This window comes from Cryobacterium sp. N21 (assembly GCF_002929575.1).
GTDB lineage: Bacteria > Actinomycetota > Actinomycetes > Actinomycetales > Microbacteriaceae > Cryobacterium > Cryobacterium flavum.
Window position 1 is genome coordinate 247,649 of the sequence record NZ_PJJQ01000031.1, and the last position, 20,941, is coordinate 268,589.

A 20,941-nucleotide genomic window follows, 5' to 3' on the forward strand; every position below is an offset into this window, starting at 1 on the left:
GCCAGTTTCCCCAATTGGGGGGTTCGCGCCGAGCAGTCGTGTTCTAGGCTCGACGCATGACACATGACACTCTGCGCACTCCCACGGCCATCGACCAGATCGCTGAAGAGTGGGTGGACACCCTCGTCGACCTTGAGCCAACGGTGGGTACCTACATCGGCCGTACCGAGGGTGATGGCCGCTACGGCGATTACTCCCCGGCGGGCCATGAACGCTTCGTCGCCGAGGCAAAGAAGACAATCGCCCAACTGGATGCCGCCCGCCCGGTTGACAGCATCGACGAGGTCACCAAGACCGACCTGCGGAGCGAGTTGTCGCTGGGCGTCGAGAGTTCAGACGCGCAGCTGCAACTGCGCGACCTTAACGTGATCGCCTCGCCGGCCCAGGAGATTCGCGACATCTTCGACCTCATGCCCACCAAGACCGTCGACGACTGGGCCAATATCTCAAGCAGGTTGGGCAACCTTCCGGCCGCCATCGACGGGTACATCGAGACGCTCCGGCTCGGCATCGAGCGTGGGGTGACCCCGGCACGCCGCCAGGTACGGGAGGTGCTCGCCCAAGCCCAGCGCCATGCCGCCAATGACGGTTTCTTCGCCGAATTCTCAGCGAACGCGTCGCTCGATAGCGGCACCCTGCCCGCTTCCCTCGCCAAAGACCTCGGCCTCGGCGCTCGCCGCTCGGCCACCGCCTACGACAAACTTGCAACCTTCTTCCGCGACGAACTCGACGGCAAGGCCACCGACGACGACGCGATCGGCCGCGAGCTGTACACCCTCGCCTCCCGCCGTTTTCTCGGCGCCACGATCGACCTCGACGAAACCTACGAGTGGGGCATCGAAGAACTCGCCCGCATGGTCGACGAGCAAGAGAAGGTCGCCGGTCAGATCAAACCCGGCGCGAGCGTACTCGAAGCCATCGCCTACCTCGACACCGACCCGAGCCGCAAACTGCACGGCACCCAGGCCCTGCAAGAGTGGATGCAGCGCACCAGCGACAAGGCCGTCGCGGACCTCGCCGAGACCCAGTTCGACATCCCCGACGAAATCAAGACCATCGAGTGCATGATCGCCCCCACCCAGGAAGGCGGCATCTACTACACCGGACCCACCGACGACTTCTCCCGGCCCGGACGAATGTGGTGGTCGGTGCCCGTCGGTGTGACGGAATTCGACACCTGGCGCGAGCTCACCACGGTGTACCACGAGGGTGTCCCCGGTCACCACCTGCAGATCGGCCAGGCCGTCTATAACCGGGCCAAGCTCAACACCTGGCGTCGGCAGCTCGCCGGCACCAGCGGCCACGCCGAGGGCTGGGCCCTCTACGCGGAACGCCTCATGGAACAGCTCGGTTACCTCGACGACCCGGCCGACCGTCTCGGCATGCTCGACGGCCAGCGGATGCGCGCCGCTCGCGTCGTGCTCGACATCGGTGTGCACCTGGGCAAGACCCGGCCCGACGGTTCCGGCCCGTGGACCGCGGACTACGCCTTCGAATTTCTGGGTCAGAACGTCAATATGAACGAGAGCTTCGTCAAATTCGAGGTCAACCGCTACCTCGGCTGGCCGGGCCAGGCGCCGTCCTACAAAGTCGGACAGCGCATCTGGGAGCAACTCCGCGATGCCGCGAAAGCGCGCCAAGGTGATGCCTTCTCGATCAAGGAATTCCACCGCACTGCCCTGGATTTGGGCGGCGTGGGTCTCGACACCCTGCGGTCGGCCTTGCTGAAGTAGGGCATCCGCTGGAGTAGTCAGGCGAGAAGTCTGGTCAAGTTGCCTGCGGGGGAGTCTGGTAGCTAGGATAAAGTGTCACATTTGTGGCGCCCTATCCGCTGCCATGCGCGGAGCGTTCCCCGGGTTTTTGTACCGCGGAACAACTAAAACACCTGAACGAATTTTTGCGTGTGGCCCGATTATGTCCATCCTGGAGCAACTACTACATGACAATCGCAACGACCGAACGGGCACCCAAGCAGGTCGCCATCAACGACATTGGATCTGCTGAGGACTTTCTTGCCGCGGTCGAAAAGACTCTGAAATTCTTCAACGACGGAGACCTCATCGAGGGCACCGTCGTGAAGATCGACCGCGACGAGGTTCTCCTCGACGTTGGGTACAAGACCGAGGGTGTCATTCCCTCCCGCGAACTTTCCATCAAGCACGACGTTGACCCCTCCGAGGTCGTCAAGGTCGGCGACCTGGTCGAGGCCCTCGTTCTTCAGAAGGAAGACAAAGAAGGCCGCCTCATCCTGTCCAAGAAGCGCGCTCAGTACGAGCGTGCATGGGGCGACGTTGAGAAGATCAAGGAGTCCGACGGTGTTGTCACCGGTTCGGTCATCGAGGTCGTCAAGGGTGGACTCATCGTCGACATCGGCCTGCGCGGCTTCCTTCCGGCATCGCTCATCGAACTTCGTCGCGTTCGCGACCTGACCCCGTACCTGGGCCAGGAAATCGAAGCGAAGATCCTCGAGCTCGACAAGAACCGCAACAACGTTGTGCTGTCGCGTCGCGCCCTGCTCGAGCAGACGCAAAGCGAAAGTCGCACCACGTTCCTCAACAACCTCCAGAAGGGACAGGTCCGCAAGGGCGTTGTCTCCTCAATCGTCAACTTCGGTGCGTTCGTCGACCTCGGCGGCGTTGATGGTCTGGTCCACGTTTCCGAGCTCAGCTGGAAGCACATTGAGCACGCCAGCGAGGTCGTCGAAGTTGGCCAGGAAGTCACCGTCGAGATCCTCGAAGTTGACCTCGACCGCGAGCGTGTCTCCCTGTCGCTCAAGGCAACGCAGGAAGACCCGTGGCAGGTATTCGCCCGCACCCACGCCATCGGCCAGGTTGCACCGGGTAAGGTCACCAAGCTCGTTCCGTTCGGCGCGTTCGTTCGCGTTGCCGAGGGCATCGAGGGACTCGTGCACATCAGCGAGCTGTCCGGCAAGCACGTTGAGCTCGCCGAGCAGGTTGTCTCGGTCGGCGACGAGGTCTTCGTCAAGGTCATCGACATCGACCTCGAGCGTCGCCGCATCTCGCTCAGCCTCAAGCAGGCCAACGATGGCGTCGACCCCGACGGCACCGAGTTCGACCCGGCGCTCTACGGAATGCTCACCGAGTACGACGATAAGGGCCAGTACAAGTACCCCGAAGGCTTCGACTCCGAGACCAACGAGTGGCGCGAAGGCTTTGACGAGCAGCGCGAAAAGTGGGAGCAGGACTACGCTGCAGCCCAGGCTCGCTGGGAAGCCCACAAGAAGCAGGTTTCGACCGCGAACGACGAAATCGCTGCCCCCAGCGACGTCGCACCGGCCGGCTCTGCCTTCTCGAGCGAGTCGGCTGGCGCCGGCACGCTCGCCGACGACGAAGCACTCGCGGCCCTCCGCGAGAAGCTCTCCGGCGGCAACTAGCAGCACAGCTTCACAGTTGCGCAGTAAGCGGCGCAGGGCGGGCCGCATCCTTCGGGGTGCGGTCCGTTTTTTCGTACGACGTTCGCAAGCGGATGGCGGTCTCGCGACCGCGCGCAATATCCGATGGTAATTGGTCAGGATCACGACTCACGGAACTCTTCGTGCTATACCTGATAGTGAGGAAACGTCCTCTTTTTTGTCGGCATCACGACAGTAACAAAATTGTCGAACGGATGTGGATTTCCCTAGTTACAACCTGTTTCTGGTGGGAACGTGCACGACAGCTTCACAGTCCCATCGGAGAGCCCCATGAACACCTTTCACCCTGCAGACAGCGCTGACAACAGGGGCGAAGACGATTTTCAAACCCCTGTGGCACCGTCGGGAAGTCAGAGCTTCACCGACGGTTCTGGTGCATCGTTGTCGGTTGAAGTGCTCAACGAAAGGTTACGTGACCAGCAGTTTTACACTCGATCGCTGATCGAATCAAACATTGATGCGCTCATGACCACCGATACCAAGGGCGTCATCACCGACGTCAATCACCAGATGGTGGCCCTGACCGGGCGCACCCGGGACGAACTCATCGGTGCTCCGTGCCGCAACTTCTTCACCAATCCGACGCGCGCCGACACCGCCATCGCCCGAGTGTTGAAGGAGGACCGGATCACTGATTACGAGCTGACGGTGCGATCCTTTGACGGCACGGAAACCGTCGTCTCGTACAACGCGGCCACTCTGCGGGATCGTGAGCGCAGAGTCCAGGGCGTTTTCGCGGCAGCCAGAGACGTGACCGAGAGCAAAAAGTTCGAGCGCGCCCTCCTCGAGAAGAATTTCGCCATGGAGCAGGCGAATGTTGCTCGGGCCGAGTATCTGACTCGCGCCAAGGTCGAGGTGCTGACACCGCTGCAGGCGATCGTTTCTTCGGCCAAGGCGCTGAGCAGTGGGGTTGACGGTACGTTGAACGAGGTGCAGCAACGCAGAGTCGACGGCATCTGCGCTGACACCGCCCACCTGCTGTCCTTGCTCAAAGAACTCATCAGCATGTCCACGGTTGAAACCGGCAACGTCGACTTCTACTATGAATTCGTCGCCGTGCACGGCCTGCTGGTCGCCAGCGCCGCGTTGGTCGATCAGAGCGGAGACCCCGCAGTTTCGGTCGCTGTCAACGGTACTGAGCAGGTGGGGGACTTTCCGCTCGACACCGACACCACCGGACAGATTCTGGCGGTCCTGCTGGGCAATGCCGTTATTGCCAGCAAGGGCGAGGACGTATCCGTGCAGGCGCGGATTGTGCCGCGCAGTTCCGTCGGCTTCCTCGACGGACATCGCCCACACTGGTCGTCACCTTTACCAGAGTTCGGTTTTGCGGAGTTTCTGGAAATTCGAGTGACGGACTCCGGGGTCGGAATCTCCGAGGCGGATCTGCCTGCCTTGTTCCTTCCCCTGCGACACGGGGAATTCGACGCCGCGTGGAAGTCAAGCGGCAACGGTGTAGGCCTGGCCATGGTGAAATTGCTGGCCGAGCTGCAAGAGGGCAGGGTCGGTGTGGAGGGATCTCTGAACGAAGGCGCAACCTTCGGCGTCTGGTTGCCGCGCCATGATCTGTCCGCAGCGACGGCCCAACCGTCACTGACCGCGGAAAGCAATACTGAGCGAGCAGAGATCCGCGCGGAGAACTCCGATGCATCATTCGAACCAGAACGGGCAGAGTCCGACGCCGGCCGCGAGCCCGAGAACGACAATGGCGACGCGCTGCTTCAACACGCCACGCAGGATCTGATCGCGGCGGCCAATGCTGACTCGAATGTCGACCGTCAGGGTTTCTCGCAGACAGTCGCGGGTTCGACTGTCCCGAGCGGAAGCCCGACGGCTTTGGTGGTTGAGGACGACGCCAAATCCGCCAAGCTCGTTCGGTTGCTCCTGGAAGCAGAAGGCTTCCAGGTGATTGCAGCGGCAAGCGGCGAGGAAGCGCTCGATCTCGCACAGGGAGTGCCGCTAAGCCTGATCACCCTCGACGTGCAGCTGCCGGGAATGGACGGCTGGAAGTTTCTACTGAAGCTCCACGATTCTCCGGAACTGGCCTCCATCCCCGTCGTGGTCATTGCCGGATTGGCCGACATGAGTATGGCATTAAGTCGCGGTGCCGCGGCTGTGCTCGAAAAGCCGCTGCAGCGGGTCGAATTGCAGAACTCGCTCACCCTGCTTGGGTTACGCCCTGACCGGGCACATACACGGTGCATCCTCATTGTCGATGAAGACCGCCAAACCGTCGACCAGGTCACTTCGTATTTGGAAGAGCCGGCCTACCGCGTCGCATCCTCGTCGTCGGGCGAGGCCGCCATCTCTGATGCGCTCAAGTTGACGCCCGACCTGATTCTGATCAATCTCATGATGGAGCACCTCGGCGGGTTCAAGATTGTGCGGGCGCTGCAGGACCATGCCAGTACTCAGTACATTCCGGTGCTGGTCCTGTCGGCGGGAAAGATCACCGACGATGAACAGGACACGATCGACAGCGACCCGGCCCAGCCCGTCGTGACAATGAACAAACCCGACTTCAATCGGGACGCGCTCCTGGCAGAGATCAAACGGGCTCTCGACTGAGTGGATGATCCCTGTGCCGTCCGCGGGCGAAACAGATAGTCTGACGGGATGTATCTGATTGGGCTGACCGGTGGAATCGCCTCGGGCAAGAGCACCGTAGCACAGCGTCTCAGTGAGCTGGGCGCCGTCGGGATCGACGCCGACCGTCTCGCCCGCGAAGTTGTTGAACGCGGCACCCCGGCACTGGCGGCGATTGCTGAAGAGTTCGGCTCCGACCTGTTGCTGCCCGACGGCAGCCTGAACCGGCGGGCGCTTGGCGCCATCATCTTTACCGACCCGGTGCGGCGAGAACGGCTGAATGCCATCACGCATCCGGCGGTGCGACAGCTCACCCGCGACCGGGTGGCCGAAGCCGCTGCGGCTGACCCGCACGCCATCGTCGTCTACGACGTTCCGCTGCTGGCCGAAGCCAAGGCCGGCGGCCTGGTCACGTTTGACGTGATCGTCGTCGTGCACGCGGATGCTGCCACCAGAATCCAGCGCATGGTGGACCTGCGCGGCCTGACCCGCGAGGACGCGACCCATCGCATCTCGGCGCAGGCCAGTGACGCAGAACGTCTGGCCCTGGCCGACGTCGTGATCGACAACACGGGTGGCCTCGACGCGACACTGATTCAGGTTGACGCGCTCTGGGAGGGCGTGCTCACTGCCGAGGCCGACAAGAGTGCGGCGAGCGCCGGCATTCGCTCGCAGGGGTCGAGCGCGCAAAGCTGAGTGTCAGACCCCCTTTGTAGAATGGAAGCATGGAACCCACGCGCTCTGTGAATCCGTTTGAAGTGGTCAGTGAGTACACGCCGAGCGGCGACCAGCCGGCGGCGATCGCCGACCTGGCTGCCCGAATCAATGCCGGCGAAACCGACATCGTGCTGCTTGGTGCTACCGGTACCGGTAAGTCCGCCACGACGGCCTGGCTGATCGAGCAGGTGCAACGCCCGACGCTCGTTCTGGCCCACAACAAGACCCTCGCGGCGCAGCTGGTCAATGAGTTCCGCGACCTCATGCCCAACAACGCGGTCGAGTACTTCGTCTCGTATTACGACTACTATCAGCCCGAGGCCTACGTTCCGCAGACCGACACTTTTATCGAGAAGGACTCTTCGATCAACGAGGAAGTCGAACGATTGCGGCATTCCACCACCAACTCGTTGCTGAGCCGCCGGGACGTGATCGTGGTGTCGACGGTGTCGTGCATCTACGGTCTCGGTACGCCGCAGGGCTATCTCGATGCCATGATCGCCCTGCAGGTCGGTCAGAAGGTCAGCCGCGACTGGTTGGTGCGCAAATTTGTGGCCATGCAGTACAAGCGCAACGATGTCGATTTCTCGCGGGGCAATTTCCGGGTGCGCGGCGACACCATCGAGATCATCCCGATGTACGAAGAGCTCGCTATTCGCATCGAGATGTTCGGCGACGAGATCGAAGGCCTGTACAGCCTGCATCCGCTCACCGGCGATATCGTCAAGAAGCTCGACTCGGTCTCGGTGTTTCCTGGCTCGCACTACGTTGCGAGCGATGACGTTATGCGTCGGGCGATCGGTACCATCGAGATCGAACTGGCCGAACGCCTCGAAGTGCTCGAACGTGAAGGCAAGCTGCTCGAAGCCCAGCGACTGCGTATGCGCACCACCTTCGACCTCGAGATGATGGAGCAGATCGGATTCTGCTCCGGCATTGAGAACTACTCCCGCCACATCGATGCGCGCGAACCGGGGGAGGCCCCGCACTGCCTGCTGGACTATTTTCCCGACGACTTTCTCATGGTCATCGACGAGTCGCACGTGACCGTGCCGCAGATCGGTGCCATGTATGAGGGCGACTCCTCGCGCAAGCGCACCCTGGTCGACCACGGCTTTCGCCTGCCGAGCGCGCTCGATAACCGTCCGCTCAAGTTCAACGAGTTCAAGAATCGGGTCGGCCAGACGGTGTACCTGTCGGCGACGCCCGGCAAGTACGAGATGGGCATTGCGGATGGCATTGTCGAGCAGATCATCCGCCCGACCGGCCTGATCGACCCGCAGATCATCGTGAAGCCGAGCAAGGGCCAGATCGACGACCTGCTCGAAGAGATCAAGAAGCGCACCGAACGCAACGAGCGCGTGCTGGTCACAACGCTCACCAAGAAGATGGCCGAGAACCTTACCGATTTTCTCACTGAGGCCGGCGTGCGGGTACGTTACCTGCACTCCGATGTCGACACCTTGCGCCGGGTCGAGTTGCTCACCGAACTGCGCGCCGGCATTTACGACGTACTCGTCGGCATCAACCTGCTGCGTGAGGGCCTCGACCTGCCCGAGGTGTCGCTCGTCGCCATTCTCGACGCCGACAAGGAGGGTTTCCTGCGCTCGGCGACGTCCCTTATTCAGACGATCGGGCGTGCCGCCCGTAACGTGTCCGGCGAGGTGCACATGTACGCCGACCGGCTCACCGCCTCGATGGAGAAGGCGATCGACGAGACCGACCGTCGGCGAGAGAAGCAGGTTGCGTACAACACCCTGCACGGCATCGACCCGACCCCGCTGCGCAAACGCATTGGCGACATCACCGAAGCGCTCGCTCGCGAGGAGGCCGACACCGCCGAGCTCCTGGCCGGCCGCGATGCCCGGCGCAAGACGTCGACGCCCAACCGTCGGGTCGGCCTAGCCGCCAACGGTGCCAACGATCTGGAGTCGATCATCGCCGACCTTAACGGACAGATGCTCGAGGCCGCCGGAGAGCTCAAGTTCGAGCTCGCCGCCCGTCTGCGCGATGAGCTCTCTGAACTCAAGCGCGAACTCCGCCAGATGGAGAAGGCCGGCCACCTGCAGTAGCCGCCGGTCGCACACCCCTCGTGGCACGTGTTTGGGAAGCTGGCACTGGTTCAAACACGTGCCAACGTCTCAAGCGAGTGCCACGAGAGCGGATGCCGCCGGCCGGGTCAGTCGAACGCGGCCCGGTTGCTGAAGCGGGTGCGGTTACTGCCGGCCGTGAGTGCACCGCCGACCGCCACGAGCGCCGGGAGCGCCACCACGATCAGGGCAAGTTGCAGCCACGGGGGAGTGAACGGCAGCAGCGAGAGCCCCGCCGTGTCCCGGGTCAGCGACAGCGCGAGTGACGGCACCAAACCGAGCAGCACCCCAATGACGCTGCCGAGGCCCACGATCACCACGGCCTGCCAGAACCCGAAGGCCTGGCGCACCCGCGGTGATGCCCCAAGGGAGGTGAGCACGGCATTGTCTCGGTGCCCATCGGCGCGGGCGAGTCCGATGGTGATCGACGCCGTGACCAGGGCGATGATCGCCGTCAAGGCGAGCAGGGCCCAGGTCCAGGTCGCTCCATACGCCTCCGGGCCCGTCTCCGTTTGCAGGTTGAACCCCGGCGAAATGGCGGCGAGTGCACCTTGGGCATGGTCATATTCTGCCTGGGTCGGGCTCGCGCCGATGCTGCTGACGACCATTGACGGCCGGTAGTTCAGGTTTGACGCGTCGGCCGTGGACGTCAGCATGAAAACGGCGTAAGGCAGCGGATTCTCGGGCTCCTGCACGCTCCCGGCCAGTGACACGCTGCGAGCTGGCTCCAGAACGGAGTTGAGCTCCGTGACCCAGTCGATACGGATTTCTCCGTCAACGACGTACTGCTCATAGGTAGCGACACCTCCACCAGCGGTGAGCGTTGCTCGGGACTCCGCCGACACGGGTCCGCCAAGAATCGCGGCGAAGTCCGCCAGATCGCCCACCCAGATGTGGTCGTTGATACTCGAGTTCATCATCGTGTCGAGAAAGTACGGAGTAGGGCAGCGGATGTCGGTAGGCGTGTCCTCATGACTGACATCCATTCGAGTTGCATCACTCGGGCACACCGTGTCGGCGTCGATCCGTGGGTAGGCGAAGGTGGACGCATCCGCGGTTGTCCCGTCGGCAGCCGCGTCGCCGAAGCCCATCGGCGGGTCCTCTGCACTTCTTAGCAGTCTGGCCTGAGCGCTCGGAAAACTGCTCTCAACGGCGGCAACGACGTCGGGCCCCGTGGTTTGCAACACTCGGCCGTCGGGCGGCTCATTCTGTGTAGTCATGAGACTCACCGATGCTGTGTCCAGCGGGGCGCTGTAGGTGTAGCCACTGGTCGAATTCACCTGCATCGTTGAAATGAGACTCATCGCAAAGGTCGCCACGAAGACGCAGCTCATGATGGCCGCGAGTGCCGGTACGCTCCGCCCGGGGTTTCGCGCCACATCGCGGGTCGCAAGCCGTGCGCCTGGTCCGAACCGGGATGCCACGCGGGCAGCCCACCGCAGAATCAGGGGAGCGATGAAGACCGCCCCGATCTGCATGATCACAGGGCCGGCGACAATGAGGGCGATCCCGAAGTTGGCCAGTGCTATCTGGTAAACGGGTGCGTAGGCGGCGAGCTCGACCACTCCGCCGGTGACGGCGATGACCGCACCGAGGGCCAGTAGAACGAGTCCAGCAACCGGGCGGCGGCGCGTGACCCGCGGCGGGCGCTGGGCACCACGCAGGGCGGCCAAAACGTCGATCCGGCCGGCAGCCCGGGCCGGAACCGCGGCAGCGCACCAGCCGGCGAGCACAGCGAAGACCGCGATGACGAGCAGCGACACCAGATCGAGGTGAAACCCCGGATACCGGGCCGCGCTGCCGTTCGCCGAAATCTGCATGAAGATCCAGGCGCCGGCGAGGCCGAATACGGTTCCCAGTGCCGCTCCGAGGGCGCCGAGGATGACGCCGCCGAAGGACATGACGCGAAACAGCATCCGCTTGTCGCCGCCGACGCTCGCGAGGGTCGCGAGAGTGCGCTGCTGGGTGCGGGCGCCGACGGTAAAGGCGGCGCCCGCGAGCAGGGCCACCTCGAACAGGGCGAATCCGCCGAGCAGGGCGATGAACAAGTTCATGGAGGTGTTCGAGGTATCGCCATAGCTATAGCTGTAGCTGCCCACCGGCGGCGGGTCGAGCAGAACGGTGCGCGACAGCACGGTGGCACCGCGCGGGTTGAGCTCGCCGATCTGGCTCCAGGTGAGCGGGGTGTCGGGCAAGTACCACTCAGTTAGCAGGTCGTCATCGTCGGGCATTACGCCGTCGAAGACTGCGGGCATGCCGTAGAACGATACCGCAGCGTCGTCGAGACTCGCGGTGTGAATCGTGCCAACAATGGTGAATGATTCGGCGATAGGCGCCGTGATCACGGCCTTCGACCCGATCTTTGCTCCGAGCCGTTCGAGGGCGGCAGCGGTCACCATGATCTCGTCGTCAGCGGTCGGTCGTGTTCCCGCCGTCACATCCCATTTTCCGACGAAGGACGGGTCCCACGGCTGTCCCTGCACGGCCGGAAACGACCCGAGCCCGTCTTTCGTCTCCACCACGACGGCGGTCGATCGAATGGAGAGCAAACGGGTGTCGGCGGTAAACAGCGAAGCAACCGTGACGGGCTGCGGCTCGATGGACTGCGCGGCATCGGCACGCGCCGCCTCGTCGCGGTAGCCCCAGTGCCCGTCGTTCAGCGGGTCTTGGGTGAATTTCGCGCCCGGCGCTGCGACGATTCTGACCCGCGCCTCGGTCGACCCGAGCTCGAGCTTGACACGTTCGGCGGGGGTCGCGACATTGCTCGCGGTTACCGTGGTGATTCCGACCATCCCGAGCACCGGAATCGCGACGAGCAGAGCGATCAACGCGCTGCGACCGCGTGATTGCCCGGCCATACGGCGAGCAATCCGAAACGCAATGAGCGTTCCGCCCGAGCGTTTGCCCGCAAGCGACCCCCCGTCACCACTCATGCCTGTAGTCCGGTCAACAGGCTCGATACAGCGGATGCCCGCGACTCGTCCACGATGCGCCCGTCGCGTAGAAAGACGATCCGGTCCGCCCACGCCGCGTGGCGGGCATCGTGGGTGACCAGAATGCCGCCGGCACCGGCGTCGACTCGGGAGCGCAGCATCCGCAAGACGAGTTCACCGGTCGTGCTGTCGAGGGCGCCGGTGGGCTCATCGGCGAGAATCAACGACCGACCGCCGACGACCGCGCGGGCAATGGCGACGCGCTGCTGCTGGCCACCGGACAGGTCAGAGGGAAAATGCCCGGCCCGGTCACCGAGCTCGACGATAGTGAGGGCGTCGAGGGCCGGGCGGTGCGCCTTCTTCGAAGTCCAGCCGTCGAGTTCGAGCGGCAGGCTCACGTTTTCGAGCGCGGTCAACGAGGGAATCAGGTTGAAGTCCTGAAAGACGAAGCCGAGGCTGCGGCGACGCAGCGTCGCGAGCTCGCGGGCCGAGAGCTGGCTGAGCCAGTGCCCTTCCACGACGACCTCGCCCGACGTCGGAGGGGTGAGTCCGCCGGCCACGGTGAGCAGCGTCGACTTTCCCGAACCGGATGCCCCCATCACCGCCACAAGCTCGCCGCGGCTCACCGACAGGTCGACGCCAGCCAGGGCCGTGATCGCGGTCTCGCCCCGGCCGTACTGCATCGAGACACCGTCGAGCTGCAGCAGAATGTCGCTGTCAGCGGCGTGGCCGGTCATGCGTTGGCCTGCACCGTCTTGGCCGGTCGTCCGCGCTTGGGAACGTCTGTGTTGAGCGGCAGGGGATCGGCGAGACCGGCGGCTCGCGCCCGGGTGAGCCGGCTTTCGGAGTGATCGAGCCAGCGCACCTCGGCCTCGGCCGCGAAGATGAGAGAATCGATCACGAGCAGCCAGGCCAGCTGCTCCGACGATTCCGGGTCAGCGGTAGCGTTCTTGGTGCGCGTCAGTTCCTGCAGGGTGCGCATTGTCGCGGTGCGCTGCACCTGAATCACCTGGGCAATATCCACGCCGGGCAGCGTGACCGCAATCGCAAGCTTGATCGCGAGCTCGTCGCGGGTCGCCATGGTGCGCACCACGGGGGAGCCGAGCCACTCGGCGACCTCCGCGCGGCCGGCATCCGTTATCTCAACGTAGTTCTGACCATCGGCGTCAATGTCGGCCTTCTGCACCAGGCCGTCCCGCTCGAGCCGGTCGAGGGTGTTGTAGATCTGGCCGACGTTCAGCGGCCAGGTCGACCCGGTCCGACGGTCGAACTCGGCCCGCAACTGGTAGCCGTAGCACGGCCCCTGGTTCAGGATGGCGAGAAGACTCTGGCGAACGGACATACGACCTCCGATAATTCGACGCTGCTAATAAATACCGAGTATATACATACCCGGCAATCCGACGTAAGAAATCGTTGCGGGTGTCGCCGAAGTCACGACTCTGTGCAACGGCCTCGCGGCGGCACAACACATGCCATGAGCGCAATCCGCAGGTGAAAGGCGTCGCCGGTACAAGACTGTCAGCGGCGTTGCATAGACTCGATGTGTGTCGATTACCAAGGTAGAAACAGGTCCGAAACTCAGTGTGCGCGGAGCCCGCGTGCACAATCTCCACAACGTGGATCTGGAGATTCCACGCGACTCGCTCGTGGTCTTCACCGGACTGTCGGGGTCGGGAAAGTCGTCGCTCGCCTTCGACACCATCTTCGCCGAGGGCCAGCGCCGCTACGTCGAGTCACTCTCGGCCTACGCCCGGCAGTTCCTCGGCCAGGTCGACCGGCCCGACGTCGACTTCATCGAGGGCCTGAGCCCGGCCGTGTCGATCGACCAGAAATCCACCAACCGTAACCCGCGGTCCACGGTCGGTACCATCACCGAAATCTATGATTACATGCGCCTGCTCTGGGCCCGCATTGGCGTGCCCCACTGCGCCATCTGCGGCGAGATCATCCAGTCTCAGACCGTGCAGCAGATCGCCGACCAGCTCATGGAACTGAAGGCTGGCATTCGCTACCAGGTGGTCAGCCCGGTCGTCTCGCAGAAGAAGGGCGAGTTCGTCGACCTGTTCCAGGAACTGGCTGGCGGCGGCTACTCCCGCGCGATTGTCGATGGCACTCAGATTCAGCTGAGCGAACCGCCGATTCTCAAGAAGCAACAGAAGCACGATATCGCGGTCATCGTCGACCGGCTCGTCGCCGGCCCTGAGCTGCTTTCCCGCCTCACCGACTCGCTTGAAACAGCCCTCAAACTCACCGACGGGCTCGTGCAGATCAATTTTCTCGACGAAGAGGGCGACAAGGCCTGGCAGAACTACTCCGAGAAGCTGTCCTGCCCGAATAACCACCCGGTTCAGCTCACCGAAATTGAACCGCGCACCTTCTCCTTCAACGCGCCGTTCGGCGCCTGCCCGGAGTGTTCAGGGCTCGGAACCCGCATGTCCGTCGATGAAGACCTGTTGCTCGGTGACCCCGATCTGAGCATCGCCGAGGGTGTCGTGCTGCCCTGGACCACCCAGGGCAAGGGCCTGTTCCAGTACTACGAGAAGCTGCTCGACGGCCTCGCCCGCGACCTCGACTTCTCGCTGGACACGCCCTGGGGTGAGCTCACCACCGAGGTACAGAACGCCGTCATGCGCGGCGACAACTTTGAGGTGCGGGTCAAGTGGAAAAACCGCTACGGCCGGGAGATGAGCTACACCTCCGGGTTCGAGGGTGTTGTGCCCTACATTGAACGCCAGTACCTGCAGGCCGACAGCGACACCCAGCGTCAGCGCTGGTCCGAATACCTGCGTGAGGTCGACTGCCACGTCTGCAACGGCACCAGGCTCAAGCCCGAGGTGCTCGCCGTGCTCGTTCACGAAGCGAGCATCGCGGATGTCTGTGCACTCAGTTTGGCCGACGCTCGCGCGTTCATGGACAAGCTCACCCTCACCGACCGGGAGGCCGCCATCGCCGCCCAGGTGCTGCGCGAGATTCGGGCACGCCTCGACTTTCTGATTCGGGTGGGCCTGAACTACCTCAACCTGTCCCGGGCCGCGGCGACCCTCTCGGGCGGTGAGGCGCAGCGCATCCGCTTGGCGACGCAGATCGGCTCAGGGCTCACCGGCGTGCTCTACGTGCTCGATGAACCCAGCATCGGCCTGCACCAGCGCGACAACCGGCGCCTGATCGAGACCCTCGTGACCCTGCGCGACCTCGGCAACACGCTCATCGTGGTCGAGCACGACGAAGACACCATTAAGACCGCCGACTGGATCGTTGACATCGGCCCTGGCGCCGGCGTTAATGGCGGGCACGTCGTGCACTCCGGCTCCTACGAAGGCCTGCTCGCCAACACCAAGTCCCTTACCGGCGACTACCTGGCCGGGCGCAAGTCCATCGCCATCCCGAAAACCCGACGCCCGATCGACCCTGAGCGCCTGATCGGCGTCACCGGCGCCGAGGCCAACAATCTGCAGAAAGTGTCGGTGACCTTCCCGCTCGGCACCTTCACCGCGGTCACCGGGGTGAGTGGCTCCGGCAAATCTTCGCTCGTCAATGACATCCTCTACCGGGTGCTCGCCAACCGGCTCAACGGCGCCCGCAAGCTGCCGGGCAAGCACACCAGGGTCACAGGCCTCGAGCAGCTCGACAAGGTCATCCACGTCGACCAGGCGCCCATCGGCCGCACGCCACGCTCCAACCCAGCCACCTACACCGGTGTGTTCGACAAGATCCGCACCCTGTTCTCGGAAACCATCGAATCGAAGACCCGCGGTTACCTCCCCGGCCGGTTCAGCTTCAACGTCAAGGGCGGGCGCTGCGAAGCCTGCTCGGGGGACGGCACCATCAAGATCGAGATGAACTTTCTGCCCGACGTTTACGTCGCGTGCGAGGTGTGCGGGGGAGACCGTTACAACCGCGACACCCTCACCGTGCACTACAAGGGCAAGAACATCGCGGAGGTACTCGATATGCCGATCAGCGAGGCGGCCGACTTCTTCGAACCGATCTCGTCGATCCATCGCTTCCTCAAGACCCTGGTGGAGGTCGGACTCGGCTACGTACGCCTCGGTCAGAGCGCCACCACCCTGTCGGGCGGCGAAGCTCAGCGGGTGAAGCTCGCGACCGAGCTGCAGCGGCGTTCCAACGGCCGCAGCGTCTACGTGCTCGATGAGCCCACCACCGGGCTGCACTTCGAAGACGTGCGCAAACTGCTGCTCGTGCTCAACAGCCTCGTCGACAAGGGCAACACCGTCATTGTCATCGAACACAACCTCGACGTCATCAAGTCTGCCGACTGGGTCATCGACCTCGGCCCGGAGGGCGGTTCCGGCGGCGGTAAGGTACTCGCCATCGGTACGCCGGAGCACCTCGCCACGGTCAAGACGAGCTTCACCGGTTCCTTCCTGAAGGAGGTCCTGGCTGCCGGCTAGGCGGCCTCACGGCCATGTCTGATGCCCTGAGCTATCGCCCGAAAACGGGCGAGATTCCCACGACCCCCGGGGTCTACCGTTTTCGCGACGCGACCGGGCGTATCCTTTATGTCGGTAAGGCCAAGAACCTGCGGGCTCGGCTGAGCAACTATTTCGCCCCCCTCCACAGCCTGCACGAACGCACCCGCCGCATGGTCACCACGGCCACCGGCGTCGAGTGGACTGTCGTCGGCACCGAGGTCGAGGCCCTGCAACTCGAATGGATGTGGATCAACGAGTTCGATCCGCCGTTTAACGTGCAGTTCAAGGACGACAAGTCCTACCCGTACCTCGCGGTCACCCTCGCCGACGAGGCGCCGCGGGCCTTGGTCACCCGCACCGAGGGCATCAAGGGTGCCCGCTATTTCGGGCCGTACCCCAAGGTCTGGGCCGTTCACGAGACCATCGAGCTCATGCTCAAGGCCTTCCCCATCCGTACCTGCAACAACGCCAATTACAAGCGGGCCATGCAGAGCGGCAAGCCGTGCTTCGCCGGCCAGATCGGGCGGTGCTTTGGCCCCTGCTCCGGACTGGTATCGATCGAGGACCACCGCACGATCGTCAACGAGTTCGTCAGCTTCATGGGCAGCCACGACAAGAAGCTCATCAACGAACTCACCCAGCAGATGAAGGACGCCGCCTTGGCGCAGAAGTATGAGATCGCTGCGAAACGACGCGACCAGGTGCGAGCGCTCAACGCCGTGCTCGAGAAGAGCGCCGTCGTGCTGCGCGACAACGTCGACATCGACCTGTTCGCGGTCGAGCAGGACGAACTCGCAGCCGCCGTGCAGCTGTTCATCGTGCGCGGCGGGCGCATCCGTGGTGTGCGCGGCTGGATGGTCGACAAAGAACTCGACGTCACCAGGAGCGAACTCATCGATTCCATGATGCAGACCGCCTACAACCACGACGCCCTGCCGCCGCGCGAAATCGTACTCCCCGAACTGCCCGACGATGCCGAAGCCCTCGAAACCTGGCTGGCCGACCTCGCCGGTCGCAAGGTGCGCCTCGTGGCAGCGCAGCGCGGGGAGAAGGCTGCCCTGCTGGTCACAGCCGGCAACAACGCCAAGCAGGCGCTCATGCTCTACAAAACCCGTCGCAGCTCGGACTTCGTGGCACGCTCCAAAGCGCTCGAAGACATCCAGGACGCTCTCGAAATGCCAGCCGCCCCGCTGCGAATGGAATGCTACGACGTATCGCACCTCAGCGGCACCAACATCGTCGCGTCCATGGTCGTCTTCGAAGACGGGCTTCCCCGCAAAGACGAATACCGCCGCTTCAACATTCCCGAATCAACCGACGACACCGACTCGATCTACCAGATCCTCACCAGAAGACTGGCCTACCTGAAGCCCGAAACATTAGCAGCGGATGCCGTGGTCGTTGACGCCACTACGACCGACATCATTCAGGTCGAACAGAAGCGTGCCAAATTCAAATACCAGCCAAACCTGCTCATCGTCGACGGAGGCCAGCCGCAGGTTGCCGCCGCCAAGCGGGCCCTCGCCGAATCGGGCGTCACCGGAATTCAACTGTGCGGAATCGCCAAACGGCTTGAAGAAATCTGGCTCCCCGATTCCGACTACCCGGTAATCCTGCCGCGCAACAGCGACGCGCTGTTTCTGATTCAGCGCATTCGTGATGAAGCCCACCGGTTCGCAATCACCCACCAGCGCATTCGGCGCAAGAAAGACATCAGCTCGATTCTCGGCGAAATCGCGGGGCTCGGGCCGGCCCGGGTGAAAGTTCTGTTGCAACATTTCGGCTCGGTGGCGCGCCTCAAGGTCGCTTCGGCGGCCGAAATAGCGGATGTCCGCGGCATCGGCCGCGTGCTGGCCGAGTCCATCCACGCGCACCTGCGCTCCTAAACACCTGAACGCCTGAACGCAACCGAAACCGTCCGGCGCTGGGTAGGCTTGACTATCCACCAACTTCTCATTAAGGCGATTTCCACGAATGACTACGGACCCCGACAAGCAGGAAGTGCTGATCGTCACGGGAATGTCCGGGGCGGGACGCTCCACCGTAGCCAACGCGTTGGAAGACCTGGACTGGTACGTCGTCGACAATCTTCCGCCGCAAATGCTGCGGCCCCTGGTTGATCTGGTCGAACGGGCTGGTACGAATCTGCCCAAAATCGCCGCAGTCGTCGACATCCGCGGCCGCGATTTGTTCGGCGATTTCCTCGAAACCGTGCAACAACTCCGCAGCAACACCCAGGTCCAGGTCATCTTTCTGGAAGCCAGGGACGACGCGCTGGTGCGCCGGTTTGAATCCGTGCGCCGCCCGCATCCGCTGCAGGGCGATGGCACCCTGCTCGACGGCATTGCTGCCGAGCGCTCCCGGCTGCTCGCCGTTCGGGAGTCGAGTGACCTCGTCATTGACACCTCCGATCTCAACGTGCACCAGCTCGCGACGACGATCACCGAACGGTTTGCGGCCGAGGGGCGAGCGGGTGTGCAGCTGACCATTTTGAGCTTCGGTTTCAAGTACGGGCTGCCGACCGACGTCGATCTGGTGGCGGATGCCCGATTCCTGCCGAACCCCTTCTGGATCCCCGAGTTGCGCGCGCACACCGGCATTGACCCGGAGGTGAGAGACTTTGTACTTGCCCAAATTGGTGCCCTCGATTTCATCGACCACTACGCCGCCGCCATGGCGCCGGTGCTGGCGGGATACCAGCGGGAAAATAAACGTCACGCCACTATCGGCATCGGCTGCACAGGGGGCAAGCACCGCTCCGTTGCGATGGCTAGAGAACTGGCTTCTCGACTCGAACAACTTCCCGGAGTCGCGGTCAATATCAAGCACCGCGACCTCGGACGCGAATAAGCGAGCCCGGGCGCAGCATCCGGCTCCCCGGGCTTTTATCACTCAGATGTAACGCAACTGATCAACAGAATGGAAAAGCGATTGGCACTCACCGCCGACGTTAAAGAAGAACTTTCGCGCGTGGAGGTCTCCAAGACCACCGTGCGCGCGGCCGAATTGGCCACGATTCTCCGATTCTCCGGCGGATTGCACATGATCAGCAGCCGCATCGCGATCGAGTCCGAACTCGATACCGCCATTCTGGCTCGCCGGGTTCGCAAAGATCTTGCCGAGTTGTACGGGGTGCGCAGCGCCCTGCAGGTCATTGCCGCCACCGGCATCCGTCAGTCCAGCCACTACCTCGTGCAGGTGATCGAGGGCGGGGAGACGCTCGCACGCCAGACCGGCCTGCTGGATGCCCGTCGCCGACCGATTCGCGGTCTGCCAAACCGGCTGACCACGGGCTCGCGAGAAGAGATCGCAGCCGTCTGGCGCGGAGCCTTTCTCGCCCACGGCACCTTGACCGACCCGGGGCGCTCTGCGGCCCTCGAGGTGATCTGCCCTGGCAACGAGGCGGCCATGGCACTGGTTGGAGCGGCCGGCCGGCTGGGTGTCGCGGCCAAGGCACGCGAAGTGCGCGGAGTGCACCGCGTCGTGATCCGCGACGGTGACGCCATTGGCGCCATGCTCGTGCACATGGGCGCCACCAACACGGTACTCAACTGGGAAACCCTGCGTCAGCGTCGCGAAGTGCGCGCCACCGCCAACCGCCTGGTCAACTTCGACGACGCCAACCTGCGTCGTTCCGCCGAGGCGGCCGTCGCCGCCTGCGCTCGGGTGCAGCGTGCCATGGACATTCTCGGCGAAGATATTCCCAAGCACCTGCGCTACGCCGGAGACCTGCGCCTCAACTTTCGCGACTCCAGCCTCGACGAGCTCGGCCATCACGCCGACCCGCCCATGACCAAAGATGCCGTCGCCGGTCGAATTCGTCGCCTGCTGGCCATGGCCGACAAGAAAGCGGTCGAGCTCGGCGTCGAAGGAACCGACGTTGACTACCCGGTTCACCCCGATGACGTTTCGCCCCGGTAAATCGTGCGATCCCGACGCGCGAGGTGACGAATTCTGTGCCGCGCAGGCCTCGCGGGTAGACTGAATCGTCGCTTACAACGCTGCCGCACCCGGTGCGGTGGCACAACTCACAAGGAGATAAGTAATGGCCGAATACACCCTGCCCACCCTTGACTATGACTATGCGGCTCTCGAGCCCAGCATCAGCGGCACCATCATGGAACTTCACCACGGCAAGCACCACCAGGCGTATGTCACCGGCGCAAACACCGCGCTGACCCAGCTCGCCGAGGCCCGCGACAGCGGCAGCCTCGCCAACGTGAACAAGCTGGAGAAGGACCTCGCCTTCAACCTCGGCGGCCACGTCAACCACTCCATCTTCTGGACCAACCTCTCCCCGAACGGCGGAGACAAGCCGGTTGGCGAGCTCGCCGCAGCTATCGATGACAACTTCGGTTCCTTCGACAAGTTCCAGGCGCACTTCACCGCTGCCGCCCTGGGCGTGCAGGGTTCCGGCTGGGCAGTTCTGGCCTGGGACTCCATCGGCCAGCGCCTCATCATCCAGCAGTTCTTCGACCAGCAGTCCAACTTCGCTGCTGGTACCGTTCCGGTACTCATGCTCGATGTCTGGGAGCACGCCTACTACCTCGACTACCGCAATGTGCGGGCGGACTACGTCAAGGCATTCTGGAACATCGCCAACTGGGCGAACGTTCAGGAGCGTTTCACCGTGGCACGCGAGAAGACCAACGGCCTGCTGCTACTCTCATAGCCTGCCGGTGCCCCACCCCCGCATTTCGGTGCGCGGGCGGGGCACTGCTGTTTTCCTCCAGTACTATTTTTCAT

13 protein-coding genes are annotated in these 20,941 nt (G+C 63.4%); 10 read left to right on the plus strand and 3 right to left on the minus strand.

The window, feature by feature from the left end; genetic code table 11:
- Positions 1 to 56 precede the first annotated feature (56 nt).
- From CXY77_RS08520 to uvrB, 5 genes are all read left to right on the plus strand, one after another.
- The gene (locus CXY77_RS08520; protein ID WP_104090375.1) at positions 57 to 1,733 is read left to right on the plus strand and encodes a DUF885 domain-containing protein; all 1,677 of its coding nucleotides are present in this window, start codon (positions 57 to 59) and stop codon (positions 1,731 to 1,733) included.
- 206 nt (positions 1,734 to 1,939) lie between these two features.
- Complete coding sequence (gene rpsA / locus CXY77_RS08525) at positions 1,940 to 3,394, plus strand: 30S ribosomal protein S1 (RefSeq protein WP_092107815.1); 1,455 nt, start codon at positions 1,940 to 1,942, stop codon at positions 3,392 to 3,394.
- A 309-nt stretch (positions 3,395 to 3,703) separates the two neighbouring features.
- On the plus strand, positions 3,704 to 6,001 hold the full coding sequence (locus tag CXY77_RS08530) for a response regulator (protein WP_104129933.1): 2,298 nt from the start codon (positions 3,704 to 3,706) through the stop codon (positions 5,999 to 6,001).
- Positions 6,002 to 6,049: 48 nt separating this feature from the next.
- Positions 6,050 to 6,715, plus strand: coding sequence for a dephospho-CoA kinase (gene coaE / locus CXY77_RS08535; protein WP_092340091.1), 666 nt, complete (start codon positions 6,050 to 6,052; stop codon positions 6,713 to 6,715).
- A gap of 29 nt (positions 6,716 to 6,744) precedes the next feature.
- Positions 6,745 to 8,808, plus strand: a complete 2,064-nt coding sequence (gene uvrB, locus CXY77_RS08540) for an excinuclease ABC subunit UvrB (protein ID WP_104129934.1) — start codon at positions 6,745 to 6,747, stop codon at positions 8,806 to 8,808.
- Between the two features lie 107 nt (positions 8,809 to 8,915).
- Here uvrB and CXY77_RS08545 read toward each other — a convergent pair whose 3' ends face one another.
- The 3 genes from CXY77_RS08545 to CXY77_RS08555 are packed head-to-tail and all read right to left on the minus strand — an operon-like array spanning position 8,916 to position 13,101.
- A complete protein-coding gene (locus CXY77_RS08545; protein WP_104129935.1) occupies positions 8,916 to 11,759 on the minus strand; it encodes an FtsX-like permease family protein in 2,844 nt (947 codons plus the stop codon).
- Entirely contained in the window at positions 11,756 to 12,496 is a 741-nt protein-coding gene (locus tag CXY77_RS08550) for an ABC transporter ATP-binding protein (protein WP_104090369.1), read from the minus strand. The genes CXY77_RS08545 and CXY77_RS08550 overlap by 4 nt, the downstream gene beginning before the upstream one ends.
- Positions 12,493 to 13,101, minus strand: a complete 609-nt coding sequence (locus CXY77_RS08555; protein WP_092340095.1) for a PadR family transcriptional regulator — start codon at positions 13,099 to 13,101, stop codon at positions 12,493 to 12,495. The genes CXY77_RS08550 and CXY77_RS08555 overlap by 4 nt, the downstream gene beginning before the upstream one ends.
- Before the next feature lie 205 nt (positions 13,102 to 13,306).
- Between CXY77_RS08555 and uvrA the strand changes: the two genes are divergently transcribed.
- From uvrA to CXY77_RS08580, 5 genes are all read left to right on the plus strand, one after another.
- A complete protein-coding gene (gene uvrA / locus CXY77_RS08560; RefSeq protein ID WP_092340096.1) occupies positions 13,307 to 16,174 on the plus strand; it encodes an excinuclease ABC subunit UvrA in 2,868 nt (955 codons plus the stop codon).
- Positions 16,175 to 16,188: 14 nt separating this feature from the next.
- Positions 16,189 to 18,081, plus strand: coding sequence for an excinuclease ABC subunit UvrC (gene uvrC / locus CXY77_RS08565; protein WP_092340097.1), 1,893 nt, complete (start codon positions 16,189 to 16,191; stop codon positions 18,079 to 18,081).
- An 88-nt stretch (positions 18,082 to 18,169) separates the two neighbouring features.
- The gene (rapZ, locus tag CXY77_RS08570; RefSeq protein ID WP_092340098.1) at positions 18,170 to 19,045 is read left to right on the plus strand and encodes an RNase adapter RapZ; all 876 of its coding nucleotides are present in this window, start codon (positions 18,170 to 18,172) and stop codon (positions 19,043 to 19,045) included.
- Positions 19,046 to 19,126: 81 nt separating this feature from the next.
- Positions 19,127 to 20,116, plus strand: a complete 990-nt coding sequence (gene whiA / locus CXY77_RS08575; RefSeq protein ID WP_104090362.1) for a DNA-binding protein WhiA — start codon at positions 19,127 to 19,129, stop codon at positions 20,114 to 20,116.
- A gap of 124 nt (positions 20,117 to 20,240) precedes the next feature.
- Positions 20,241 to 20,867 carry a superoxide dismutase gene (locus CXY77_RS08580; protein WP_104090360.1) on the plus strand — a complete coding sequence of 209 codons (627 nt, stop codon included), beginning with the start codon at positions 20,241 to 20,243 and terminating at the stop codon, positions 20,865 to 20,867.
- Positions 20,868 to 20,941: the final 74 nt, after the last annotated feature.